Origin of the sequence: Pseudonocardia sp. ICBG1034, from assembly GCF_020131375.1 — a bacterium.
In the GTDB taxonomy this organism is placed as follows: domain Bacteria; phylum Actinomycetota; class Actinomycetes; order Mycobacteriales; family Pseudonocardiaceae; genus Pseudonocardia; species Pseudonocardia alni.
Window position 1 is genome coordinate 1,085,032 of record NZ_JAHLEK010000017.1, and the last position, 24,401, is coordinate 1,109,432.

The window sequence follows — 24,401 nt, forward strand, 5'->3', positions numbered from 1 at the left end:
GTTCGGCGCCCCTGCGGGGATACTCACGACGATGCCGACCGCACCGGAGATCCCCCGGGCCGCCGGGCCCCGACCGCCCGCCGGAGCCCGGTGACCGGGCCCGTCGTCGCCCGCCTCTGGCGTCCCGTCCTGCTGGTGGCGCTGGTGGGTGTCGCGGTCGCCGTCGCGGTCGCCGTCGGGGTGCCCTCGGTGGAGCAGCTCCGCGACGGCCTGGCCGGGACCGGATGGGCGGGACCGCTGCTGTGGGCGGCGCTGTACGCCGGGCTGTCGCTCACCCCGGTGCCGGTCAGCCTGCTCGCCGTGCTCGGCGGGGTGCTGTTCGGGTTCGGCGAGGGGCTGCCCGCCACGCTCGCCGGGAAGTTCGCCGGCGCGGCGGTCGGGTTCGCCCTGGCGCGGCGGCTGGGCCGGGACACGGTGCTGCGGCTGGTGGACCGCTCGGGCCGGGGTGCGGAGCGGATGGCGGTGGTCGACGACGTGGTGCGCCGTCGCGGCCTCCTGGCCGTGGTGGGGGTCCGGCTCGCGCCGGTCCTGCCGTACTCGGTGCTGAACCTGCTGTGGGGGCTGACCGCGGTCCGGTTCCGGCACTACCTCCTCGGCACCGTCCTGGGGGTCACCCCGGGTACGACGGCGCTGGTCGCGGTCGGCGCGTTCGGCACCGACCCCGGGTCGCTGCCGTTCCTGGTGTCGGTGGCCGGGCTCGCGGTCGTCGTGCTGACCGGGGTCGTCCTGGCCCGGCGCCGGCCGGTCCGCTCACGCGCCGACCCGCCCGCGGACGGCTGAGGACTCAGCCGGGCCCGACCGTCGCGGCGACGGCGCGGTGGTCACCGACGTCGAGCTGCAGCACGGCCGGGTCCCGCCCGGTCAGGCGGCCGAGCGCGATCAGGTGGTCGAGCTGGGCGCGCGGCGTCGCCGCCGGGAACGTCCGCCCGTCGACGAGCCGCCGGCCGCCGGTCACCGTCGCGGGGAGCGAGCCGGGCAGGTTCAGGTCCCCGGCGAGGACCACCGGCCCGGGCAGCCGTGCCGTCCAGCGCCGCAGCGCCCGGAGCTGGCGGACCGCCGTCGGCGGGGCGAACGACAGATGGGTCGCCACCACCGTGAGCATCCCCAGCTCCGCGGCGACGGCGACGCGCGGCTCGTCGGGGAACCAGGCGAGCCGGGTCCCCCCGCCGGGGGCGGGCACCGGCACCGGCAGCCGGGCCCGGCCGGCCTCGAACCCCAGCACGTGCCAGCGGCGCACCGGGAGCCGGGAGAACAGCGCGACGCCGTAGCGCGGCCCGGGCGCGGGGTCGCCGGGACCGCGCAGGACCGGGGGGTCGAGCGGGGTCCACGACGGCAGCGGGTCCGGACGCGGCTCGCCGTGCATGGTCGCGGCGCAGCGCCAGTCCACGGCACCGAGCCCGGCCGCGAGCAGCGACGGCTGGTCGTCGCCCGCCGAGCGGGACTGGCCGGTGTCGACCTCCTGCACCGCGACGACGTCGGCGCCGACCCCGGCGACGGCCGCCCCGAGCGCGGGGCCGGTCAGGTACCGCCCGTCCGCCCCACGTCCGGAGGCGAGGTTCAGCGACGCGACCCGCACGGCCGCGGTCAGCGGGTCGCGGCGTGGCGCCCGCGGGCCCCGCGCAGCGCCGGGACGCCGGCGAGCAGCCCGCGCTGCGGGATCCCGTCGACCGGTTCGGCGGCCGCCCCCAGCTCGGCGAGCACGTCGTTCGCCGCGAGCACCCCCGACATCGACGAACGCTCCATCAGCCCGGCGAGGTAGGGCGTCTCCACGAAGTCGCCGGCCACCCGCAGACCGCGCGCGTCGGTCCGCACCCCCGGCCGGGTGCCCGCCGTCCCGGGCGGGAACGCGGGCGCGGTGGCCTCCAGCCGGTCGTACCGGTCGAGGACCGTCGCGTCCGCGGTCTCGGGCCACAGCACGGCCAGCTCGGCGCGCAGCGCCGCCGCGGCGGACGCCGCGTCGGGCTCGGCGCAGGAGTAGGAGTGCAGCTCCACCACCGACCCGCCGGTCCCGGCGGCCCACCGGGCCGAGGGTTCCTCCAGCCGGGAGTAGACGGTGACCGAGTCCAGGGTCGGCTGCCCGCTGACGGCGCTGAACACCGCCCGTCCCGGGTCGACGTCGCGGTCCAGCCACAGCCTGCTGACCGCGAACGGGGGCGCGACGCGCAGCGCCGCACACTGTGCGTGCAGCCGCGGCGCCGTCGTCGCCAGCCCGGGTGAGCCGGTGACCACCGCGCGCAGCGCACCCGGGTCGAGGGCGAGCACGAGGTGCCGGGTGGTGGTCGCCCCGGGGCCCTCGACCCGCCAGCCGGCACCGTCGGGGTGCACCGCGGTGACCCGCGCCCCGGTGCGGACCTGCGCCCCGAGGGAGGTCAGGTGGCGCCACAGCGGCTGCCACACGGCGGTGGCGTGGTCGGTGCACGGGGCGTCGAAGGCGATGCCCTCGGGGTTGCCGAGGAAGTAGTAGTGGAACATCGCGACGAGCTCGGCGGCGGACAGGTCGCCCTGGTTGCAGAAGAACGACCGGGCGAACGCCTCGAACAGCATGCTGCGGGTGCGCTCGGTCATCCCGAGCCGGTCGAGGAACGACGCGGCGTCGACGCCGTCGAGCTCGGTCGTGGTGGTGGCCCGGTCGTAGGCCAGCAGGGCGCGTCCGGCGTCGGGGTCGGCGGAGGTGAGCTCCCGGCGCGACAGGCTCCGGCTGCGCAGCGCCAGCGCGAGCAGGTTGAACGGCGGGGCGGCGGGCAGCCCCGACAGGTCCTCGTCGGGCCACCGCGCGGAGATCACCGGGTAGTGCCCGACCGGGCGCAGGAACGACAGCTGCGGGTCGGCACGGCGCAGGATCGACCGCCAGGTGTAGTACTGCCGGAAGAAGGCGTGGAAGCCGTGCTCGACCTGCGCGACGGTGCCGTCGGAGAGGGTGTGCGGCCAGGCCCCGAGCCGTCCGCCGAGGTGGTCGGCCGCCTCGAGCAGGGTGACCCGCACCCCGCGTTCGGCCAGTACCACCGCCGCGGACACCCCGGCGATCCCGCCGCCGACGACGACCGCCTCCGACCCGGCGGGCACCGCACGCGGCAGCAGCGGGTCGGGGGTCACCAGCCGTCGTCGGCGCATGCGCAGCGGTGCGGCGCGGTGCCGCAGCGGGTCGGTCACAGGGTCCCTCCGGGACGGACGTGCGGACCGTGTCCGCCGGGGTGGCGGGCAGCGGAGTCGTGGGCAGCGGAGTCGTGGGCACCGCGGTGGCGGGCCCCGGGGCGGTGGGCGGCGCGGTCGCGGCGCAGGACGAGCGCGTACGGGACCGCGACCAGCCCCATCAGCACCCCGCCGACCAGGGCCGAGCCGGGCAGGCCGAAGAACACCAGGTGGGCGAGCACCGAGGAGGCGTAGACCCACAGGTACAGCGCGGCCGCGGGCCCCGAGCGCCTTGGGCCGCCGGGCAGCGCACGGTGCAGCGTCCCGACGATCAGCAGCGAGACGACCAGCCAGCCGGCGTAGTTGGTCAGCGGGATGCCGGGCACCAGCGGGAGACCCGGGTCGGGACGCGCCCAGACCCAGTGGCCCGCGTCGACCATCTGCGGGTCGAGGAACACGTCCCAGGCGGCCAGGGCGAACGCACCGACGGCGACGGTCCCCGCCCCGCGCCGGGCCAGCGCCCTGCCCACGACCAGCGCGGGCCACGCCATCATCGCCCAGGCCATCGGCACGACCAGCGGGACACCGGCCACCTCGGCGCCGAGGGTCCCGGTGTAGGCGTAGGCGCCGAACGGCCACCCCGTGGCCAGCCCGACGGACTCCGCGACCAGTCCCCCGCCGCCCGCGACGCCGAGCAGCACCAGCCCGCCCCGGGTGCCGTGCACCCGGACGACGTCGGCGACCGCGGCCAGGAAGAACACCGCCACGCTCAGCACCGTCACCGACGTCCGCAGCGGGGCGGGGGTGAGCGGGTAGAGGATCTGGACGGTCACCGCTCCGGCGACCAGCACCCAGGCGGGCAGGGCCGTGCGCAGTGCCCGGGGGGAAGCGGCCAACGCCACGCGGGAACCTCCACACGGTCCGGTCGGGGGTGGTCCCACGGTGCCACCACCCGGGCACACCCGCGCGTCGTCCGCGGCCGCGGCGACGTCGCGCGGCCGGGCCGCCCCCTCCGTAGGGTCGCCTGCGTGCTCCTCCGCCGGCCGCTGCGCGCCGTCCGTCCGCTCGTGGCCGCCGGGTCCGTCCTCGCCGCGGCCGGGACGGTGCAGGCCTGGGTGAACCGGGCCGGGCTGCGACGCCCGCCCGCCGCGCCGCCCACGGTGACCGTGCCGGTGTCGGTGCTGGTCCCGGCCCGCGACGAGGCACACCGGATCGCGCCGACGGTGCGGGCGCTGACCGGGCAGCGCGGGCTGGCCGACGTCGAGATCCTCGTCCTCGACGACGGCTCCACCGACGGGACCGCCGCCGTCGTCCGTACCGCGGCCGGCGGTGACCCCCGGCTGCGGGTGCTCACCGGCACCCCGCCCCCGCCCGGGGTGCTGGGCAAGCCGCACGCCTGTGCCGCGCTGGCCGCGGCCGCCCGCGGCGAGGTCCTCGTCTTCGTCGACGCCGACGTCGTCCTCGTCCCGCACGCCGTCGCCGCCGCGGTGGCGCTGCTGCGCGACCGGGACCGGCCGCTGGACCTGCTGTGCCCGTGGCCGCGGCAGATCGCCTCCGGCCCGCTCGGCCGGCTGGTGCAACCGCTGCTGGCCTGGTCGTGGCTGACGACGCTCCCGCTGGCCGTCGCGGAACGGTCCGGACGGAGATCGATGGCCGTCGCGAACGGACAGTTCCTGCTGGTCGAGGCGGCCGCACTGGCCCGGGCGGGCGGCTGGGCGGCGGTGTCGGGCGCCGTGCTCGACGACATCGGGCTGGCCCGGGCGGTCCGCGCCGCCGGGGGCCGGACCGGCATCGCCGACGGGTCGCAGGTCGCGTCCTGCCGGATGTACGCGACCGGCGCGGAGCTGCGGGCGGGCTACCGCAAGTCGCTGTGGGCGGCGTTCGGCTCGCCCGCCGGGGCGGTCGCGGTCGGCGCCGGGCTGGTACTGGTCAACGTGCTGCCCGCGCTCGCCGCGCTGACCGGGTCGCGGGCCGGGCTGCTCGGGTACGCCGCCGCCGTCGCCGGGCGGGTGCCCGCCGCGCGGTGGGTCACCGGGCCGTCGGGCGGCGGCGGCGCGGTCGACGCGCTCGCCCACCCGGTGTCGGTGCTGGCCCTGCTCGGGCTGCTCGCGTCCTCGTGGGCGGGCAGGCTGCGCGGCACGCTGAGCTGGAAGGGGCGTGCGCTGTGAGCCGGGTCGTGGTGGTCGGCGCCGGGCTGGGCGGGCTCGCGGCGGCGGCGCGGCTGGCCGCCGCCGGGCACGCGGTCACCGTGTTCGAGCGGGCCGACACCCCGGGCGGGAAGCTCGGCGTCGTCACCCGGGACGGGTTCACCTTCGACACCGGCCCGTCGCTGCTCACGATGCCGGACCTGCTCGACGACCTGTTCGCCGCGACCGGCGGTCCCGCGGACCTGCCGGTCACGCCGGTCGACCCGGCCTGCGGCCACGTCTTCGCCGACGGCACGCGGCTGGACCTCCCGCACGCCACGGCCGCGGTCCCGGCCGCCCTCGACGCCGCCCTGGGCGACGGCGCCGGCGCGTCCTGGACGGCGCTGCACGAGCACTCGCGACGGCTGTGGGACCTCGTCGGCGAGCCGGTCCTGCGCCGCCCGCTCACCACGGCCGCGCTCGCCCGGATGAGCGCCCGCCCGTCCGACCTGCGCGCGGTCGCGCCGTGGCGGACCCTCGACGGGCTGGGCGCGCGGCTGCTGCCCGACCCGCGGCTGCGGACCTGGCTGAACCGCTACGCCACCTACTCCGGTTCCGACCCGCGTCGCACACCGGCGGTGCTGGCGGTGACCGCCTTCGTCGAGCAGGAGTTCGGCGCGTGGTGGGTGCCGGGCGGGCTGCGCCGCATCGTCGACGCCGTCGTGGACCGCTGCGTCGCCCTCGGCGTCACGCTGCACCCGGGCACGGCCGTCGACGAGGTCGTCGTGGAGCGCGGCCGGGCCGCCGGTGTCCGGGCCGGGGGCCGCGAGGTGCGCGCCGACGTCGTCGTCTCCGGGGTCGACGCGCACGTGCTGCACGAGCGGCTGCTCCCCCGCGACGTCGCGCGCCGGGCCCGCAGGCGGCTGCGCCGCACGCCCCGCTCGACCGCCGGGTTCGTGCTGCTGCTCGGGCTGTCCGGCCGGGAGCCCGGGCCGGCGCACCGGGTCTGGTTCCCGCGCGACCAGCACGCCGAGTTCGACGCGATCTTCGGTCGCGAGCCCCGCCCGGTGCCCGACCCGACGGTCTACGTGCACGCCCCCGACGACCCGGCGCTGCGCCCCGACGACGCCTCCGAGGGCTGGTTCGTGCTGGTCAACGCACCCCTGCACGCCCCGGGGCGCGGTGTCGACTGGGACGCCCCCGGGCTCGCGGAGCGCTACCGGGACCGTGTGCTCGGCGTGCTCGCCGCCCGCGGCGCCGACGTGCGCGACCGCCTGCGGTTCGCCGAGGTCCTGACCCCGGCCGAGCTGGAGCGGCGCACCGGTTCGCCGGGCGGCGCGATCTACGGCACCGCCTCGCACGGCCCCCGGGCCGCGCTGCGCCGGCCCGCCAACCGCGGACCGGTGCCGGGCCTCTACCTGGTGGGCGGGTCAGCGCACCCGGGCGGCGGCATCCCGCTGGTGCTGATGTCGGCCGAGATCGTCGCCGGGCTCATCGGCCCGGCGGGGACTCCGGGAACCGCGGCGGGATCGTCCGGACCACGCCCACCGCGAGCTGCGCCAGCCCGACCGCGCCCAGGACCGTCCAGGTGAGGGCGAAGACGGTCCCCCACGACACCCCGACCAGCGGCGGGCCGGCCGGGAGCACCGCCGCACCGAGTGCGGGCAGGGCGACCACGACCAGCCGGGTCGGCCGCTCGGCGACGGTCACCGCGCCCACCCCCGGCATGCCGACCGACTGCGCGCGGGCCCGCAGGAACTCGTGCACGAACACCAGCGCGAGCGCCGCGAGGACCCAGCCGGGCGCGGCGCCGAGCGCGACCAGCACCGCCCCGAGCAGCAGGTCCCCGAGGCGGTCGGCGACGGCGTCGACCACCGCACCCAGCGGCCGGGCCCGCCCGGTGCGCAACGCGACGGCGCCGTCGAGGCCGTCGAGCACCCCCGCGGCGACGACGAGCAGGGCCGTCGCCGCCGTCCACGGCGCCCCGGCCAGCGCGACCGCCCACGCCCCGGCCAGCACGACCACGCCGGACGCCGACAGTACGTCCGGCGGGACCCGGGCCACCGGGCCCGCGGAGAGGACCCGCACCATCCGGAGCCAGCCGCGCACCACCGGGGAGGGCCGGATGCCGCCGTGCAGGACCGACCAGCCGTCGTCGTCCCCGGTCGTCATCGGACCAGCGTGCCAGCGCCGCAGCGGGGGCGCGCCGTGAACCGGGCCCGCGCCCTCGCCCGCCGGCTCGGGAGCACCTTCCCCGGCAGCGACATCGCGCTGTGGGCCGCCGGTGCGACCTACTTCGGGGTGATCGGACTGGTGCCGCTGGCGATGGTCGCGCTGTGGGGCGTCGGCGCGCTGGCCGGGCCGGGGACGGTGACCACGGCGATGGAGGCGGCGATCGGCGGGCTCCCCGGCGGGCACGGCACGCCCGAGGCGCTGCGCACACTGGCCGCGGTGTCGCTGTCGATGGCCTGGTGGCAGGCGCTGGTCGTGCTGTTCCCGGCCAGCCTCTACGGCGAGGGCCTGCGCCGCGCGTTCGTCCAGATGTCCGCAGCCCGCGACCGGCTCACCGGCTGGCGCGGCCGCGCCGGGCTGCTCGGGGTCGCGGCGGTCGCGCCGTTCCTCGTGCTGGTCGTGCTGGGCGCGGCGCCCTACGTCGGGCCGCTCTACGCCGCGGGTGGCTGGTCGCTGGTGTGGGGCGTCGTCGTGGCGTTCCACGTGGTGTGGGTGACGCTGTCGACCGCGCTGCTCGCGGTGTTCGGGCTCGTCGGGCCGGGGCGGCTGGGCCGGCGCGCGCTGGTGCTCGGCGCGTTCGGCACCGGGTCGGTGCTGGCCGGGTTCCTGCAGGGTTTCCTGCTGTTCCTGGCCATCCCGATCGAGTGGTCGGCACCGTTCGCCGGGCTCCCCGTGGTGGGGACGGTGTCGGCGCTGGCGCTGTGGCTCTACCTGCTGCACATCCTGGTGCTGTGCGGGTTCCGCGCCACCGTGGTGCTCGACGAGGTCCTCGCCGCCCGGGACCGGTGATCCCGGGCGGCGGGGACCCGGCGGGTCACATGCCCATGCCGCCGTCGACCGGCAGGCCGGCGCCGTTGACGAACCGGGCGGCGTCGGAGGCCAGGAAGGCGACCGCGTCGGCGATGTCGGCGACCTCGCCGAGCCGGCCCGACGGGGTCAGCTCGACCACCGCGCCGACCGCGGCCTCCGGGCTCTCGAACAGCCCGAGCCCGGCGGTCTCGACGGCGAGCTTCTGCCCCATCGCGGTCGGGACGAGTCCGGGGTACACGCAGTTGACCCGCACCCCGTAGCCGAGCTTGCCCGACTCCATCGCCGCGACCCGGGTGAGCCGGTCGACGCCGGACTTGGTCGCGGAGTAGCCGCCGATGGAGGGGAACGCGATGGTCGCGGCGACCGAGGCCACGTTGATCACGGCCCCACCGCGGCCCGCCGCGCCACCCGGGCGCATGGCACGGAAGGCGTGCTTGATGCCGAGCATCGTGCCGAGCAGGTTGACCTCGAGCATCCGGCGGACGTCGTCGGGCTCGGTGTCGACGAGCAGCTGGGTGACCTCGACGCCCGCGTTGTTGACGACGACGTCGAGGCCGCCGAACCGCTCCACGGTCTCGGCGACCGCGGCGGTCCACGAGGCGTCGTCGGTGACGTCCAGGTGCACGAACCCGTGCTGCTCCCCCAGGGACTTCGCGAGCGTGCCGCCCGCCTCGTCCTGCAGGTCGGCGACGACGACCCGGCCGCCCGAGTCGGCCAGCGCGCGGGCCATCCCCTCGCCCAGCCCCTGTGCGCCCCCGGTCACGAGCACGGTGCGTCCGGTCAGGTCGATCTGCGTCACGGCGACTCCAGTGTCGATCGGTGATGTGGGCCACACCCTGCCGCGATCTCTGACCAGTTGTCAAGATATCGTCGGGCGGGCGTCCAGAACGACGGCGCCGGAGGCGCAGCGGTCGGTTACAGTGGCTCCCGGCGGACGACGGGAGGGGGCCGCGTGGCACGGGCGAACCCGGTCGACAAGCACGACGCGCGCCGCCGAGCGCTGGCCGACTCGGCTCTGCAGACCCTCGGCGAGCTCGGCTACGCCCGGGCGTCGCTGCGCGAGATCGCGCAGAACTCCCCGTACAGCCACGGCGTCGTGCACTACTACTTCGCCGACAAGCTGGAGCTGATCGTCTACTGCGTGCGGCAGTACAAGGCGGTGTGCGTGACCCGCTACGACGGCGCCGTCGCCGACGCGACGACGGCCGACGGCCTGGTCACCGCGTTCGCGGACAAGCTGTGCGAGACGATCGTCGACGAGGCCCCGATGCACCGCCTCTGGTACGACCTGCGCGCCCAGAGCATGTTCGAGCCGAACCTGCGCGAGGCCGTCGGGCAGATCGACCGCACCCTGGAGGACATGGTGTGGCGGGTCGTCACCCGCTACGCCGACCTCACCGGCACCGCGGTCGCGCTGAGCCCGCACGCCGCCTACGGGATGGTCGACGGCGTGTTCCAGCAGGCCCTGCTGGGGTTCCTCACCGGCGACGACCCGCACGCGTTGGACACCCTGCGCGCCGAGGTCCGCGACCTGCTGCCGCTGACCCTGCGCCCGGTGCCGGTCGGCGCGGGCGCCGGGACCTGCTGAGCGCCGGGCCTCACCGCGACCGCGCGGACAGCCCGCCGTCGACGGGCAGGCAGACCCCGTTGACGTAGGCGGCGCGGTCCGACGCGAGGAACAGCGCGGCCTGGGCGACGTCGTGCGGGGAGCCCATCCGGCCGGTGGGGCTCACCTCGTGCCGGGCGGCCAGCGCGCCGGGGTCGTCCACGACCTGCTCGCGCACCATCGGGGTGTCGATCAGGCCGGGCAGCACCGCGTTGGCGCGGATCCCGTCGCGGGCGTAGGTCAGCGCCAGCGACACGGTCAGCTGGTCGACGCCGGCCTTGGCCGCGCTGTAGGCGGGGTAGACGTAGCCGGTGTCGCGGATCGCGGCCAGCGACGACACGTTCACGATCGCCCCGCGCCCGGCGGCGCGCATGTGCGGCAGCGTGTGCCGGCAGGTCAGGTAGGCGCTGGTCAGGTTCAGCGCGAGCGCCCGGTTCCATCCGGCGAGGTCGAGGTCGACGACCTCGCCGAGCACCGCGGCGCCGACGTTGTTGTGCAGCACGTGCGGCACCCCGAGGGTGTCCACGACCGCGGCGACGGCGCGGGCGACGTCGTCCTCGTCGGTGACGTCGGCGGTGACCGCCAGCGCCGCGCCACCGGCCCGGGTGATCTCCCCCGCCACCCGGGCGGCCTCGGCGGTGTCGCGGTCGACCGCGGCGACGACCGCACCGGCCCCGGCGTAGGCCAGCGCCGCGGCCTCGCCGTTGCTCGTCCCCCGCCCGCCCGACCCCGCGCCGAACACCACCGCCACCCGGCCCTCCAGATCCCGCACCGGACCCTCCCCGCCTCGTCGTGCCTGCCGCGCCGTCCCCTGCTCCGGGCCACGGTGCGCCCGCGGTGCGTGCGGCCGACACCGTCCGCCGACGAACGGGGCGGCCGCGGTGTGCTCCGTCTGTAGGATCGCCGGGTGCTCGGTGACGCGGCGACGGCGCTGATCGACCGGCTCGCCGAGGAGCTGTCCCGGTCGGTCGTCGTCGACGACCCCGCCGTGCAGGTCCTCTACGCGAGCGCGCACTACGGCGACGCGGACCCCACCCGCGTCGCGGCGGTGCTCAACCGCGGCGCGGAGCCCCGCGTCCGCGGCTACGTGCTCTCCCAGGGCGTGCTGTCCTGGACCCGTCCCGGGATCATCCCGGCCAGCGACGAGCTGGGCATGCACGCCCGGGTGTGCGTCCCGGTCCGCTGGGAGGGCCGGCTGCTGGCGCTGCTGATGGTGATGGACGCCGACGGCTCGCTGACCACCGGCGAGCTCGGGCGCATCACCGCGGTCGCCGAGCAGCTGGCCCTGTCGCTGCAGGACCTGGCACGCACCGCCGACGCGGCCCGCGAGGACGAGCGCCGGGTGCTCGACCTCGTCGGCGACGACCCGGTGGCCCGGGGCCGGGCGGCGGCCGCCCTCGCCGCGGCGGGCCGGGCGCCGGAGCCGGGCACGACGGCCGTCGTCGTCGTGGTGCCCGGGGCGGACGGGCACCACGAGCACGCCGGGATCGCCCTGCGCACGGCCCTGTCCGGGCGCCGCCGCGACGGGACCGACGGGTGGCTCACCGCCGTCGCCGGCGGCACCGCGGTCCTGCTCGCCGCGCCGCCGACGCCCGGTTCCGAGGACCTCCCCGCGCGGGTGCGCCGGGTCGTCGACCGCGTCGGCGAGCTGGCCCACGGCCGCTTCCGCTGCGTCGCCGGGATCGGCGACCCGGCCCCCGCACCGGGGCTGCTGGCCGGGTCGGCGGCGCGGGCCCGGACCGCGTGCACGGCTGCCGAGCTGGGGCTCCGCCCCCCGGTCGCCCGGTGGGCCGGGCTCGGGGCGCTCGGCCCGCTGCTCGCTCTCCCGCCGGCCCTGCTGACCGACGACGTCGTCCCCGACGAGGTGCGCCGGCTGCGTGCCGCCGACCCCGACGGACGGCTGGTGGCCACCGTCCGCGCCTACCTCGACGAGGCGGGCAACGGCCCGGCCGCGGCCGCCCGCCTGCACATCCACCGCACCTCGCTCTACTACCGGCTCGACCGGGTCACCCGGCTCACCGGCCTCGACGTCTCCGACGGCGCGACCCGGCTGGCGCTGCACCTGGGGCTGGTCGCGCTCGACGTCGTCGCGGCCCGGCACCCGGCACCCGGCCGGGAGCTTCGACAGACGGAGCACGGACCGGCCTGATCCCTCGACCACCGGCGGTGGTGACCGGCGCCACTGCGGCCCAGACTCCTCCGCGGACCCGAGGAGGACACCGATGCCCACCTTCACCACCGCCGACGGTGTGACGCTCGACTACCGCGACTCCGGCGGGGAGGGCGTCCCGCTGGTGATGCTGCACGGCTGGGGCCAGACCCAGGCGATGTTCGCCCACCAGTTCACCGGCCTCGGCGCGCGGCGCCGCGTGGTCACCTACGACCAGCGCGGGCACGGCGTCTCGGACAAGCCGCACCACGGCTACCGCATCGCCCGGCTCGCGCAGGACCTCGTCGAGCTGCTCGACCACCTCGGTCTCGACCGTGCCGACCTGCTCGGCTGGTCCATGGGCGCCTCGGTGCTGTGGAGCCACATCGACACCCACGGCACGGGCCGGATCGGCCGGCTGGTGCTGGTCGACCAGCCCGCGGCCGTCGCCGCGGTGCCGTGGATGCCGGCGCAGGAGCAGGCCGGTTCGGGCGCCATCTTCGACGTCGGCGGCCTGCTGGACCTCGCCGGCAGCCTCGCCGGCCCCGACGGGGACACGGTGCGGGAGGCGTTCGTCCGCTCGATGTTCTCCGGCACCCCCGCCGACGACGTCTGGACCCTGGTCGCCCGGGAGATCACCCACACCCCCGCCCACGCCGGGGTACCGCTGCTGTTCGACCACTGCGCACAGGACTGGCGCGACGTGCTCCCCCGGATCGACGTCCCGACGCTGGTCCTCGGGTGCGAGGGCAGCCACGTGAGCCCGGAGTCGCAGCGTTGGATCGCCGACCGTGTCCCCGGCGCGGTGCTGCACGTGTTCGGGTCCGACGAGGCGAACTCGCACTTCGTGTTCCTGGAGAACCCGGCCGCGTTCGACGCGGTGGTGGAGAAGTTCCTCGGCTGAACGCACTCAGGGCGCGGGGTCTCCCCCTCCGTGCGCCCGGGCGATGCCGTGGGCCGCGGCGCGCAGCGCCGGGACGAGGGTGCGGGCCCGGCCGTCGTGCGGCTGCACCGTCGACAGCGCCGCGACGACGGCCCCGTCCCGGCCACGCACCGGGACCGCGACACCGGTCGCGTCGGGGTGCACGTGGCCCTCGGTGACGACGTGGCCGTCGCGCCGGACACGGGCGAGCAGGACCCGCAGCCGGTCCGGGTCGGTCACCGTGGCGGGGGTCCGTCGTTCCAGGGGCGCCGCGAGCACCCGTTCCTGCTGCTCGGGCGGTGCGTGGGCGAGCAGCACCAGCCCCGACGACGAGACGTGCAGCGGCAGCCGCCCGGCGATCCGGGTCAGGTTGACCACCGCCCCGGGCGCGGAGAGCCGCTCCAGGAAGATGACCTCGTCGCCGTCGAGGACACCCAGCTGCACGTGGTGCCCGACGACGGCGTGCAGGTCCCCGAGGAACGGCAGCGCCGCGGCCCGCAGGGTCAGCGTCGGCGACGCCCGCTGCCCCAGCTCCCACAGCCGCATCCCGATCCGCAGCCGCCCGGAGCCGGTGCGGGTGAGCAGCCCCTGCTCGACGAGCTGCCCGACCAGCCGGGACGCGGTCGCGACGTGCAGCCCGGAGGCGCGGGCGATCTCGGCGACGCCCAGCTCGGCCCGCCCGGGCTCGAACACCGACAGGATCCGCACCGCCCGGGCCAGCACCGGTTCGCCCGCGACCACGGGTGGAGTCTGCACCTAGACGGGTGTGACCCGCAGCGGCATCGACGCCCAGGCGCGCATGGTGTTGTTCGGCCGCCGGCGCGGCGGTCCGGCGGGGGTGATCGTCGCGACCCGCGCGGCGAGCGCGGTCAGCACCGCCTCGGCCTCCAGCCGGGCGACGTGCTGGCCGACGCACTGGTGCAGACCCATCCCGAACCCGACGTGGCCCGACGGGTCGCGGTCGAGATCGAAGGTGCCCGCGCCGGGGCCCCAGTGCCGGGGGTCCCGGTTCGCCGAGCCGAGGAACATCAGCACCTTGCGCCCGGCCGGGATCGGCACGCCGGCGAGCTCGGTATCGGTCGCCGTCGTGCGGAAGAAGGTCTGTACCGGTGACTCCCAGCGGACCGCCTCGTCGAACGCGACCCGGGCGAGCCCGGGGTCGGCGCGCAGCCGCGCCCACTGCTCCGGGTACCGGGCGACGGCGTGCAGCACCGCCGCGAGCCCGGTGACGGTGGTGTCGACCCCGGCCGACAGGAGCGACCGCACGACCAGCGGAGCCTGCTCGGCGGTGATGTCGCCGCGGTCGGCGGCGGCCCAGATGTCGGCGCCGAACCCCTCCCCGGCCAGGGCCTCGCGGGCGCACTGGGCGTTCACCCAGGCCGAGAGCTCCCCCAGCCGCGGGAGCTTCTCCTCCAGCAGCGCGTTGCGCGGGCCGAAGGCGTTGAACAGCAGGTCACCGTAGGGCAGCAGGTTCTCCCGGCCCTGCTCGGGCAGCCCGACGGCGTCGGGGAACACGCGCAGCGGGAACGCCTCGGCGATCGCGGGGACGGCGTCGAACTCGTACCCGCCGGCCAGCACCTCGTCGACGAGGATCTCGGCGTCGGCCGCCCAGCGTTCCCGCAGCACGCGCAGCGCCCGGGGGCCGAGGACCTTCCCGAGCACGCGGCGGGGCGCGTCGTGGTGCGGCGGGTCGGCCTCCAGCAGCAGCGACGGCGGCCGCCACGGCGCCTCGGTGTGGAAGTTCGCGAGCCCCACCCCGGCCCCGGACCGGAAGGACTGCCAGTCGACGAGCGCGGCCCGGACATCGGCGTAGCGGCCGAGGGCGAGCACGTCGTGGCGGGTGAGCCGGACCAGCGGGCCCGCGGCGCGGAGCTCCTCGTGGAACCCGAGCGGGTCGGTGAGGACCGCGGGGTCGAACGGGTCGACGTCGGTGGTGGGCAGGTGGTCGAGCGCGGCCGTCATGGGCGCCGCCTTCCGGTCGGGTCGGGTCGGGGTACGGCTCAGAGGTCGAGGACCAGGCGCGGGCCGACCGAGCGCGAGACGCAGACGAGCATGCAGTCGGCGGCGGCGCGCTCGTCGTCGTCGAGGACGGAGTCGCGGTGGTCCGGCTCGCCCGCCAGCACGGTCGTCTCGCAGGTCCCGCAGGTGCCCTGCCGGCAGGAGGACAGGACGTCGACGCCGGCGTCGGCGACCGCGTCGAGCACGCTGCGCCCGGGCGGCACGGTCACCTCGGTCCCGCGGCGGGCGAGGTGGACCGCGAAGGCGGTGTCGCGGACCGGGCCGGTCGCGCGCGGCACGAAGCGCTCGGTCCGCACCGTGTGCGACGGCCACCCGGCCGTGGTCTCGGCCAGCGCCGCGAGCAGCGGGGCGGGACCGCAGCCGTACACCCGGGTGTCCGGGGTGGGCCGCCCCAGGAAGCCGGGGAGGTCGAGCAGGCCGTGCTCGTCCTGCGGGACGATCCGGACCCGGTCCCCGTGGACCTCGAGCTCGCGGGTGAACGCCATCGACGCGCGGGTACGGCCGCCGTAGAGCAGCGCCCAGTCCGCGCCGAGCAGGTCCGCCGTGGTGATCATCGGCAGGATCGGGGTGATCCCGATGCCGCCCGCGACGAACAGGTAGCGCGGGGCCGGGACCAGCGGGAAGTTGTTGCGCGGCCCGCCGAGCCCGATCTCGTCCCCGACCGCGAGGCGGTCGTGGACCCAGGCCGAGCCGCCGCGTCCGGCGGGCTCGCGCAGCACGGCGACCCGGTAGCGGTGGGCGTCCCACCGGTCCCCGCACAGCGAGTACTGACGGGTGTGCCCGCCGGGCAGCACGAGGTCGACGTGCGCGCCGGGGGTCCAGTCCGGCAGCCGCCCGCCGTCGGCGGCGACCAGCTCCAGCGACACCACGCCGTCGGACTCCCGGTGGCGGCCCGCCACCCGGACCGTGCGGTTCTCGGCACCGGTCACCGTCGCTCCCCTCGTCGTCGAGGAGCCGAGCATCCGTCGCGCGGCCACCGCCCGGGAAGGCGACTCTCGCTCAGTGAGAGACCGGGTTCAGACGGTTCCCGCGAGACTCCGCCCGGCGGCCCGGCCGGATAAGATGCAGCCACCGAGGAACGTGCCCTCCAGCGCGTTGTAGCCGTGCACCCCACCCCCGCCGAACCCGGCGGCCTCCCCCGCCGCGTAGAGCCCGGGGATCGGTTCGCCGTGGGCGTCGAGGGCGCGGGAGTCGAGGTCGGTCTGGATCCCGCCGAGGGTCTTGCGGGTCAGCACGTGCAGCTTCACCCCGATCAGCGGACCGGCGGCGGGGTCGAGGATCCGGTGCGGCGCCGCGACCCGCCCGATCCGGTCACCGAGCGAGCGGCGGGCGTTGTGGATGCCCTGGACCTGGGTGTCCTTGCTGTAGGGGTGGGCCAGCTGCCGGTCGCGGGCCTCGATCTGGCCGCGGATCAGGGCCGGGTCGAGCGGCGGGGCGTCGGTGAGGGCGTTCATCCCCGCGACGAGCTCGTCGAGGGTGTCGGCGACGACGAAGTCCTCCCCGTGGGTCGTGAACGCCTCGACCGGGCCGGGCGCACCCCGGCTGAGCAGCCGTTCGCGGAGGAAGGCGCTGCGGCGACCGGAGGTGATGTCGGGGTTCTGCTCGGAGCCCGACAGCGCGAACTCCTTCTCGACGATCTTCTGGGTGAGCACGAACCACGAGTGGTCGTAGGGCGCGATGTCCGGGGTGGTGCGCAGGTGGCGCAGGGTGCCGAGGGTGTCGTAGCCGGGCAGGTACGGCGCGGGCAGCCGCCGCCCCAGCGCGTCAAACCACATCGACGACGGCCCGGGCAGGATGCGGATGGCGTGGCCGGGCCAGACCGGGTCCCAGTTCACGACGCCCTCGGTGTAGTGCCACATGCGGTCGCGGTTGACCAGCCGCACGCCCGCGTCGGCGGCGATGTCGAGCATCCGGCCGTCCACGTAGGCGGGCACCCCGGTGATCATCGACGACGGCGGGGTGCCCATCCGCTCGGGCCAGTACCGGCGGACCATCTCGTGGTTCGCGCCGATCCCGCCGGTGGCCAGGACGACCGCGGGCGCGGAGAGGGTGAACTCCCCGGTCACGTCGCGGTTGCTGGGGGCGCCGCGCGGCGAGTCGTCCGGCGCGAGGACGGCGCCGCGGACGCCGGTGACGGCGCCGTCGGTACGGACCAGCCCGTCGACGCGGTGCCGGTGGTGGAAGGTCACCAGCCCGGCCTCGGCGGCGCGCAGGGCGGAGTCGACGAACGGTCCGACGACGCCCGTGCCGGTCCCCCAGCTGACGTGGAAGCGGGGCACGGAGTTGCCGTGGCCGGTGGCGGTGAGGTCGCCGCGCTCGGCCCAGCCGACCGTGGGGAGGAAGGAGATGCCCAGCTCGGTGAGGTAGGAGCGCTTCTCCCCCGCGGCGAACTCGACGTAGGCGCGGGCCCAGCGCGCGGCATGGGTGTCCTCGTCGTCGAGGCGGTCGAACCCGGCGCTGCCCTGCCAGTCGCTCCAGGCCAGCTCGACCGAGTCGTGCACCCGCATGCGCCGCTGCTCGGGGCTGTCGACGAGGAAGATGCCGCCGAAGGACCACCACGCCTGCCCGCCCAGGTCGACCGGCCCCTCCTGGTCGACGACGGCGACCCGGCGGCCCCGCCGGGTCAGCTCGTGGGTGGCGACCAGACCGGCCAGCCCGGCCCCGACGACGATCACGTCCGCGTCCATGCCACTCCCGTTCGTCGCCGGCCCACCGCACCCCGGCAGGGGCGGCCGGTGTGCACAGACGTATCAGATCCGGAGCCGGGAACGGGTGACGGGCGGGTCGCGGCGCCCGTGCGCCGCGATCCGCCCGTCGGGACCCCGGGTCAGCGCACGACGGTCGTGGTCACCCGTGCGGCGTTGTTCGTGAGCTTCGGGTCACGGACCTGCGACGGGGCGACGCCCGCGTCGAGGGTCCGTGCCCCGGCCGCCGTGCGGTCCACGGTCACGGTGACCGTGAAGGTCCGCTCGGTGCCCGCGGCGATGCTCGGGACCAGGTAGGCGACGCTGCGGCCGCCGCTGACGATCCCGCCCGGGGCCGCGGTGGCCCGCAGGCCGGTCGGGAGGGTGACGGCACCGGCCACCCGGGTCGCGGCGGCCGGGCCCGCGTTGCGGATGGTCACGGTGACGGGGACGGTGGTGCCCGCCTTCATCGTGTTCGGCACGCCGAGCACGATCGAGAGGTCGGCCTCCCGCGGGATCACCGGCGCGGGGGTCACGGTGAGGGCGAAGGTGGTGCTCAGTGTGCCGGCGGTGGCGGTGACCGTCACCGGGCCCGCGGTGGCACCGGCCGACAGCGCCGGGCTGGTGGCGACGCCGTCGGCGCCGGTGGTGGCGGTGGCGGTGGCCCCGCCGGGGAAGGCGGCACTGCCGCCGGTCACCGTGAAGGTGACGTCCTGGCCCGCCACCGGGGCGTTGCCCGCTCCGGTGAGGGTGGCCGACAGCGGCTGGGCGAAGGCGGTGCGGACCTGGGCGCTCTGCCCGTTGCCGCCGGTCGCGGCGAGCGCGGTGGGGACGACCGGGTTGTCGAAGTCGACCGTGGTGCCGTTGATCCGCAGGTTGTCGACGCCGGAGCGCAGCCCCGGGTTGCCGCTGCCCTGGTTGACCGCGATCCCGCCGGTGATGACGGCGTCGGGCAGCGCGGCCTTCACCGCGGCGAAGTCGGCGGTGTAGCTGTCGAAGCCGTACTTGTTGGGCACACCGGTGACGGGGTCCGTCCCACTGGCCCACCACCCGCCGCCGGTGCTCGACGCCGGCCACGTCTGCCAGGTCCCGTCCTGCAGCGGCGTGGTCGCGGTGTAGACGGGCTCGAACACCAGCGTGGTGAACGTGGAGCCTGCCTTGTTCGGGTTGACCGGGATGTTGAGCGCGGGGACCTGCCGCGAGTCGTTGCCCTGCTCGACGAGGGTCTGGTACTCGAGGTCGGTGATCTCCGAGAGCTTGCGCCCGTTGAAGGCCTGGGCGTACACGGTGACCTTGTCACCGCCGCCGGGGGTGTCCAGGCGCAGGTAGCCGCGTCCGGTGCGGGCCCGGGCGTCGTCGACGACGGCGGCGGTGCCGGCGTTACGGACGGCCGTGCAGTAGCCGGTCGGGCTCACCGTCGCGCCGCACGCCGGGATCTGGTCGTTGCCGACCCGGACGCCGTCGGCGGCGGCGGCGGTCCCGGCGACGAGCGGGACGAGCCCGACCGCCGCCACCAGCGCGGCCGCCAGCAGGCGTCGTCCGCCCACCCGTGCTCCGTGCTCCCCGACCCGACGCGCCATGACTGCCTCCACCGCTCCGCCCGTCCCCGGGCCGTCGTCGCCGGGGCCTCTGCGCTCCCGACGGCCCGTGTGTCGTGGCGGCGGTCACGGGCGCTACACGACCTCATCAGAGCTGATGAACCACTCGGAGCATCACCAGGTGAGCCGGTCGGGGCACGGTCGGCTCCCACCGTCGACGCAACGGCGACACGCGGGCGGACACGCCGGACCGGTCGTCGGACACCGGCCTCCGGTCCGCCCGCGGGCGGGGCCGACCACCCGACCGGACCGGGATCCACAGCGCGTCCACAGCGGTCCGGCCGACGGATCACAGGAGTGCCCTCTACCGTTGATCCGGTCAGCGGGACGAGCGGGGGAGGTGGACGTGCGGACCGACACCCGGCCCGGCCACGGCCCCTCCTCCCCGCGGTGGCACGTCCCCGGGCTGATCGGCGCCGCGCTCGCGGCGTCCGTCGGCGTCGCGCTCGCGGTTCCGTCGTGGACGCCCACGACACCACCGCAGGTGACGACCGCCGCGGCGGCGACGGCCGGCACCGGTGCCGACCCGGCTGCGGTCGTCCCGGTCGTGACAGGACCGTCCCTCCCGGCCGTGACGGCCCCCGACGGCACCCCGGTCGCGCGGCCCGCGACCGGCGCCCTGTTCGACGGGGCGGCGGAGGACCCCGGTGACCACTTCTGCTCCGCCTCGGTGGTCGAGTCCGCCACCGGCGACCTCGTCGTCACCGCCGCGCACTGCGTGGCCGACGGCGACGGCACCCCGGCCCGGACGGGCATGAGCTTCGCCCCCGGCTACGACGACGGCACCGCCCCCTTCGGCTACTGGACCGTCACCGCCGCCGCGGTCCCCCCGGGCTGGCTGGAGAGCGGCGACCCCGACTCCGACGTCGCGTTCCTGACGGTCTCCCGGCCGGACGCCCCGCCGATCCAGCAGGTCACCGGCGCCTACCGGCTCGCCTTCGGCGCATCCGGCACCGGCGGCGACGACACCCCCGTGACCGCGGTCGGCTACAACGACGGCGACGAGGACGCGACGACGGTGTCCGGCACCGCCGGGACGCTCGACGAGGACCAGTGGCAGCTCGACCAGCCCGGCCTCGACCAGGGTTCCAGCGGCGGCCCGTGGCTGACCGGCCCGGACGACTCCGAGATCCTGGCCGTCACCGGTGGCTACCAGGAGGGCGGGGACTCCCCCGACGTCTCCTACGGCGCCGACCTCGGCCCGGCCGTGCAGTCGGCGTACCGCTCGGCCGGGGGCACCGACTGAGCCGGCTCGTCGCCTGGTGGGACCGCCGCCAGGTCGCGCTGTACCTGGCCGCGATCCTCGCCGGGGCGCTCCTCGGTCTCCTCGCGCCGCGGGCCGCGCCCGCGCTCGCCGCGTCGGTCACCCCGCTGCTCGCGCTGCTGTTGTTCGCGACGTTCCTCGCGGTCCCGCTCGTCGACCTCGCGCGGGCCCTGACCGGTACCCGTTTCCCGGTCGTCGTGCTGGTGGCGAACGCCGCGGTGGTCCCGCCGGTCGCGATCGGGCTGTCGCGCTGGGTCGCCGACGACCGCGGCCTGCTCGTGGGCGTCCTGCTCGTGCTGCTGACGCCGTGCATCGACTACGTCGTCGTGTTCACCGGGCTCGCCGGTGGCGCCCGCGCGCAGATGCTCGCCGCGACGCCGCTGCTGATGGTCGCGCAGATGCTCCTGCTGCCCGGCTACCTGTGGCTCGCGGCCGGACCGGAGGTCCTCGCCGTGGTCGAGGCCGGGCCGTTCCTGCACGCGTTCCTCGTACTGGTCCTGGCCCCGCTGGCCGCGGCGGCCCTGGTCCAGGGCCTGCGACGACGGCGCCCGGCCGGCCGCGCAGCCCGTGTCGAGGGCGCCGTCGCCGGGGCGATGGTGCCGCTGATGGCGGCGACCCTGGCCGCGGTCGTGGGCTCGCAGACCGCCGCCGTCGGGGCGCAGGCGCTCACCCTGGTGCGGCTGGTGCCGCTCTACCTGGCGTTCGTCGTCGCGGCCGTGGTGATCGGTCTGCTCACCGCCCGGGTGGCCCGCCTGGACGTGCCGGCCACCCGGGCGGTGGTGTTCTCGGTGACGACCCGCAACTCGCTGGTCGTCCTGCCGCTCGCGCTGGCGCTGCCCGGCGCGCTCGCCCTCGCCCCGCTCGCCGTCGTCACCCAGACCCTGGTCGAGCTCGTCGCCCTGGTCGTGCTGGTACGGCTGGTGCCGGTGCTCGTCCCCGCCCGGTGAGCGGTCGACCCGGTCACCGGGCCGGGCCGCGCCCCGCCCAGCTCCAGGCGTAGGACGGGTCCTCACAGGCCCGTCCGCCCTCACCGAGGGCCAGCGGCCGGAACGTGTCGACCATGACCGCGAGCTCGTCGAAGGACTCCGCGCCGAGTGCCCGCTCGACGGCGCCGGGCTGCGGTCCGTGGCTGTGCCCGCCCGGGTGCAGCGAGATCGACCCCTGCCCGATCCCGGAGCCCTTGCGGGCCTCGTAGTCGCCGCCGCAGTAGAACATGACCTCGTCGGAGTCCACATTGGCGTGGTAGTAGGGCACCGGTACGGCGAGCGGGTGGTAGTCGACCTTGCGCGGCACGAAGTTGCAGATCACGAAGCCGGAGCCCTCGAAGACCTGGTGCACCGGCGGCGGCTGGTGCACGCGGCCGGTGATCGGCTCGAAGTCGGCGACGTTGAACGTGTACGGGTACAGGCAGCCGTCCCAGCCGACGACGTCGAACGGGTGGGTGGGCACCACGTAGCGGGTGCCGGTGATCCCGTCGGGCCCGCCGCGGTGCTTCACCAGCACCTCGACGTCGGTCTGCTCGACGAGCAGCGGCGCCCCGGGTCCGTGCAGGTCGCGCTCGCAGTACGGGGCGTGCTCGAGCAGCTGGCCGTAGCGCGACAGGTACCGCTTGGGCGGGGCGATGTGCGACGACGCCTCGATGGCGTAGGCGCGCAGCGGCTCGGACCCGGTGGGGACCCAGCGGTGGGTCGTCGCCCGCGGGAGGACGACGTAGTCGCCCCCGGCCACGTCCAGCGCGCCGAACACGGTCTCGACGATCGCCGACCCGGACTCCAGGTAGACGACCTCGTCGCCGACGGCGTTGCGGTAGAGCGGGCTGGTCTCCCCCGCGACGACGTAGGAGATCCGCACGTCGGCGTTGCCGAGCACCAGCCGGCGCCCGGTCACGACGTCGACCGACTTCCAGTCCGGGGTGCCGAGGTCGTGCAGCCGCAGGTGGCGTGGGAGGAGCGGCCGGTTGTCGGTCAGCGACTGGTCCCCCGGGTCCCAGGGGGTGGCGTCGACGATCGCCGACGGGACGCCCGCGTGGTAGAGCAGCGAGGAGTCCGAGGAGAAGCCCTCCTCCCCCATCAGCTCCTCGTGGTACAGCGTCCCGTCGGGGCGTCGGTGCTGGGTGTGCCGCTTCGGCGGGACGTCACCGGCTCGCCTGTAGTACGCCATCGTGGCCCTCCTCCGGTCCGTTCGATGTCCGTGTCCGTGGCGGTGGCGCCGTCGTGCCGCGGGCGGTCGCGCGGGCGAGGGCGGCCGCGACGTCGTCGCGGGACGGGGCGGCGAGCACGGCGGCGACGTGGGCGTCCGGGCGGAGCAGCCACACCTCGTCGGGCCGGGCGGCCAGGGCGGCCGTCACCGTCGGACCGCCTCCGTCCCCGTCCCCGTCGAGGGATCCGGTGTCCGTGCGGCCGTCCAGCTCGGCGAGGGCGAGCACCCGGACCGGGCCGGGCGCCCCGGCCGCCGCTGCGGCGACCGCGTCCGCGTCGGCCAGTGGGCCGGTGAGCAGCAGGAACCCGTCGCGGGCCAGCGCGCGCAGCCGTCCCGGACCGGCCGGGGTGCGCACCGGGGCGTCCGGGACGAGCACGCCCGGTCCGGCGGGCGGGACCTCGCCGCGGGCGGGGCGCCCGGCGAACGGCCGCCGCGGGTCGGCGGTGGTCAGGGCGGAGTCGACGTACCAGAACGGCTCGGCCAGCCGGCCCGAGTCGACCCGGGCCCGGGCCGCGGGGTCGGTCGCCGCTGCGGCGAGGACCTCGGCGCGGGCCCGCGCCCGCTCCGCGTCCCGCGGGACCAGGAAGTCCATCGTCGCGGTGGTGACGGCGACGTTCTCCCGGGCGGCCGCGTGCCGCTCGCCGTGGTAGCTCTCCAGGAGCTCCTCCGGCGCCCAGCCGCGGCCGACCCAGGCGATCTTCCAGGCGGCGTTCTCGGCGTCGGCGACGCCGGAGTTCAGCCCGCGGGCACCGAACGGGGACACCAGGTGCGCCGTGTCGCCCGCCAGCAGGACCCGGCCGCACCGCATCCGGTCCACCACGCGCGAGTGGAACCGGTAGACCGAGGACCAGACCACCTCGTGGTCGACGTCCCCGATGACCGCGCGGATCCGGGCGTCCAGCGCGCCGGACGCGGTCTCGGCGTCGAGGTCGTACCCGGCCGGGACCTGCCAGTCGATCCGGAACGTCGAGTCCGGGCAGGGGTGGACCAGCACCTGGCGGCCCGGGTTCGCGGCGGGGTCGAAGTGGAAGCGGCGCTCGGTGGCCCACCCCGGGAGGTCGGCGCGGACGTCGCAGATCAGGAATCGGTCGTCGAAGCTGGTGCCCTCGAAGGTGACTCCGAGCAACCCGCGCAGCGCGTCGCCGCGGGCACCGGCACAGACGACCAGGAAGCTCCCCGCGACCCGCCCACCGCCGTCGAGGGTGACGGCGACACCGTCGGCGGTCTGCTCCACGCCGACGACGTCGTGCCCCCAGCGCAGGTCCACCAGGGGCTCGTCGGCGATCCGCTCGTCGAGGATCTGCTCGGTCCGGGCCTGCGAGAGGTTCACGAACGGCGGGAACGCGGGCCGCCCCGGCTCGGCGAAGGTGTGGGCGAACAGCTCGGTGCCGCGGTGGAAGGTGCGCGCGGTGGTCCAGGTGACGCCCTCGTCGGCGATCCGGCGCCCGGCACCGACGGACTCCCAGACGTCGAGGACGTCGCGCTGCTGGCAGATCGCCTTCGACCCGGCCCGGTCCCGCTCCGGGCGGCGGTCCAGCACGACCGTCGGGACGCCGTGGCGGGCCAGCAGCAGCGCGGTGGTCTGCCCGACCGGCCCGGCGCCGAGCACCAGGACGGGGAGCGACGGCCAGGCCGGCGCGGCGGACGTCGACATGGGTTCCCC

The 24,401-nt window shown here is 76.6% G+C and carries 22 protein-coding genes; 9 read left to right on the top strand and 13 right to left on the bottom strand.

What is annotated here, in order from left to right:
• Nucleotides 1-90: 90 nt before the first annotated feature.
• On the top strand, nt 91-780 hold the full coding sequence (locus tag KPF22_RS19780) for a TVP38/TMEM64 family protein (protein ID WP_208824475.1): 690 nt from the start codon (nt 91-93) through the stop codon (nt 778-780).
• Between the two features lie 4 nt (nt 781-784).
• Here KPF22_RS19780 and KPF22_RS19785 read toward each other — a convergent pair whose 3' ends face one another.
• The 3 genes from KPF22_RS19785 to KPF22_RS19795 are packed head-to-tail and all read right to left on the bottom strand — an operon-like array spanning nt 785 to nt 4,031.
• The gene (locus tag KPF22_RS19785; RefSeq protein WP_224402923.1) at nt 785-1,576 is read right to left on the bottom strand and encodes an endonuclease/exonuclease/phosphatase family protein; all 792 of its coding nucleotides are present in this window, start codon (nt 1,574-1,576) and stop codon (nt 785-787) included.
• A gap of 8 nt (nt 1,577-1,584) precedes the next feature.
• A complete protein-coding gene (locus KPF22_RS19790; protein ID WP_307799692.1) occupies nt 1,585-3,150 on the bottom strand; it encodes an FAD-dependent oxidoreductase in 1,566 nt (521 codons plus the stop codon).
• On the bottom strand, nt 3,147-4,031 hold the full coding sequence (locus KPF22_RS19795; RefSeq protein ID WP_224402924.1) for a carotenoid biosynthesis protein: 885 nt from the start codon (nt 4,029-4,031) through the stop codon (nt 3,147-3,149). The genes KPF22_RS19790 and KPF22_RS19795 overlap by 4 nt, the downstream gene beginning before the upstream one ends.
• Before the next feature lie 126 nt (nt 4,032-4,157).
• Between KPF22_RS19795 and KPF22_RS19800 the strand changes: the two genes are divergently transcribed.
• A complete protein-coding gene (locus tag KPF22_RS19800; RefSeq protein WP_224402925.1) occupies nt 4,158-5,297 on the top strand; it encodes a glycosyltransferase family 2 protein in 1,140 nt (379 codons plus the stop codon).
• Complete coding sequence (locus tag KPF22_RS19805; RefSeq protein WP_224402926.1) at nt 5,294-6,847, top strand: NAD(P)/FAD-dependent oxidoreductase; 1,554 nt, start codon at nt 5,294-5,296, stop codon at nt 6,845-6,847. The genes KPF22_RS19800 and KPF22_RS19805 overlap by 4 nt, the downstream gene beginning before the upstream one ends.
• Here the strand turns inward: KPF22_RS19805 and KPF22_RS19810 are convergent.
• Nucleotides 6,747-7,427 (bottom strand): CDP-alcohol phosphatidyltransferase family protein, encoded by a 681-nt coding sequence (locus tag KPF22_RS19810; RefSeq protein ID WP_224402927.1) that lies wholly within the window; start codon nt 7,425-7,427, stop codon nt 6,747-6,749. The two genes, KPF22_RS19805 and KPF22_RS19810, sit on opposite strands and share 101 nt — an antisense overlap.
• A 36-nt stretch (nt 7,428-7,463) precedes the next feature.
• On the opposite strand from KPF22_RS19810, the gene KPF22_RS19815 reads away from it, so the two are divergent.
• Nucleotides 7,464-8,276 carry a YhjD/YihY/BrkB family envelope integrity protein gene (locus KPF22_RS19815; RefSeq protein ID WP_208824465.1) on the top strand — a complete coding sequence of 271 codons (813 nt, stop codon included), beginning with the start codon at nt 7,464-7,466 and terminating at the stop codon, nt 8,274-8,276.
• A 25-nt stretch (nt 8,277-8,301) separates the two neighbouring features.
• Here the strand turns inward: KPF22_RS19815 and KPF22_RS19820 are convergent, their stop codons facing one another.
• On the bottom strand, nt 8,302-9,096 hold the full coding sequence (locus tag KPF22_RS19820; protein ID WP_062402044.1) for an SDR family NAD(P)-dependent oxidoreductase: 795 nt from the start codon (nt 9,094-9,096) through the stop codon (nt 8,302-8,304).
• A 153-nt stretch (nt 9,097-9,249) separates the two neighbouring features.
• Here KPF22_RS19820 and KPF22_RS19825 point away from each other — a divergent pair, with 153 nt between their 5' ends.
• Nucleotides 9,250-9,885, top strand: a complete 636-nt coding sequence (locus KPF22_RS19825; protein WP_208824463.1) for a TetR/AcrR family transcriptional regulator — start codon at nt 9,250-9,252, stop codon at nt 9,883-9,885.
• 10 nt (nt 9,886-9,895) lie between these two features.
• Here KPF22_RS19825 and KPF22_RS19830 read toward each other — a convergent pair whose 3' ends face one another.
• Nucleotides 9,896-10,675 (bottom strand): SDR family NAD(P)-dependent oxidoreductase, encoded by a 780-nt coding sequence (locus KPF22_RS19830; protein ID WP_178375313.1) that lies wholly within the window; start codon nt 10,673-10,675, stop codon nt 9,896-9,898.
• Between the two features lie 135 nt (nt 10,676-10,810).
• Here KPF22_RS19830 and KPF22_RS19835 point away from each other — a divergent pair, with 135 nt between their 5' ends.
• Both KPF22_RS19835 and KPF22_RS19840 read left to right on the top strand, forming a co-directional pair.
• Nucleotides 10,811-12,052 (top strand): CdaR family transcriptional regulator, encoded by a 1,242-nt coding sequence (locus tag KPF22_RS19835; protein ID WP_224402928.1) that lies wholly within the window; start codon nt 10,811-10,813, stop codon nt 12,050-12,052.
• Between the two features lie 73 nt (nt 12,053-12,125).
• Nucleotides 12,126-12,956 (top strand): alpha/beta fold hydrolase, encoded by an 831-nt coding sequence (locus KPF22_RS19840; protein WP_224402929.1) that lies wholly within the window; start codon nt 12,126-12,128, stop codon nt 12,954-12,956.
• A gap of 6 nt (nt 12,957-12,962) precedes the next feature.
• Here KPF22_RS19840 and KPF22_RS19845 read toward each other — a convergent pair whose 3' ends face one another.
• The 5 genes from KPF22_RS19845 to KPF22_RS32745 form a co-directional block, all read right to left on the bottom strand.
• A complete protein-coding gene (locus KPF22_RS19845; RefSeq protein WP_224402930.1) occupies nt 12,963-13,730 on the bottom strand; it encodes an IclR family transcriptional regulator in 768 nt (255 codons plus the stop codon).
• Nucleotides 13,731-14,936, bottom strand: a complete 1,206-nt coding sequence (locus KPF22_RS19850; protein ID WP_224402931.1) for a cytochrome P450 — start codon at nt 14,934-14,936, stop codon at nt 13,731-13,733.
• A gap of 38 nt (nt 14,937-14,974) precedes the next feature.
• Nucleotides 14,975-15,955: a 2Fe-2S iron-sulfur cluster-binding protein gene (locus KPF22_RS19855; protein ID WP_374107513.1), complete on the bottom strand. Its 981-nt coding sequence runs from the start codon at nt 15,953-15,955 to the stop codon at nt 14,975-14,977.
• A gap of 54 nt (nt 15,956-16,009) precedes the next feature.
• Nucleotides 16,010-17,680, bottom strand: coding sequence for an FAD-binding dehydrogenase (locus tag KPF22_RS19860; RefSeq protein ID WP_224402933.1), 1,671 nt, complete (start codon nt 17,678-17,680; stop codon nt 16,010-16,012).
• 140 nt (nt 17,681-17,820) lie between these two features.
• Nucleotides 17,821-19,224 (bottom strand): CARDB domain-containing protein, encoded by a 1,404-nt coding sequence (locus KPF22_RS32745; RefSeq protein WP_224402934.1) that lies wholly within the window; start codon nt 19,222-19,224, stop codon nt 17,821-17,823.
• Between the two features lie 397 nt (nt 19,225-19,621).
• Here KPF22_RS32745 and KPF22_RS19870 point away from each other — a divergent pair, with 397 nt between their 5' ends.
• Together KPF22_RS19870 and KPF22_RS19875 are read left to right on the top strand one after the other, a co-directional pair.
• Complete coding sequence (locus KPF22_RS19870; protein ID WP_224402935.1) at nt 19,622-20,521, top strand: serine protease; 900 nt, start codon at nt 19,622-19,624, stop codon at nt 20,519-20,521.
• Between the two features lie 53 nt (nt 20,522-20,574).
• Nucleotides 20,575-21,486 carry an arsenic resistance protein gene (locus KPF22_RS19875; RefSeq protein WP_307799897.1) on the top strand — a complete coding sequence of 304 codons (912 nt, stop codon included), beginning with the start codon at nt 20,575-20,577 and terminating at the stop codon, nt 21,484-21,486.
• 13 nt (nt 21,487-21,499) lie between these two features.
• Here KPF22_RS19875 and KPF22_RS19880 read toward each other — a convergent pair whose 3' ends face one another.
• On the bottom strand, nt 21,500-22,699 hold the full coding sequence (locus KPF22_RS19880) for a homogentisate 1,2-dioxygenase (RefSeq protein ID WP_208826136.1): 1,200 nt from the start codon (nt 22,697-22,699) through the stop codon (nt 21,500-21,502).
• The gene (locus tag KPF22_RS19885) at nt 22,674-24,392 is read right to left on the bottom strand and encodes an FAD-dependent monooxygenase (RefSeq protein WP_224402936.1); all 1,719 of its coding nucleotides are present in this window, start codon (nt 24,390-24,392) and stop codon (nt 22,674-22,676) included. The genes KPF22_RS19880 and KPF22_RS19885 overlap by 26 nt, the downstream gene beginning before the upstream one ends.
• Between the last annotated feature and the right edge of the window lie 9 nt (nt 24,393-24,401).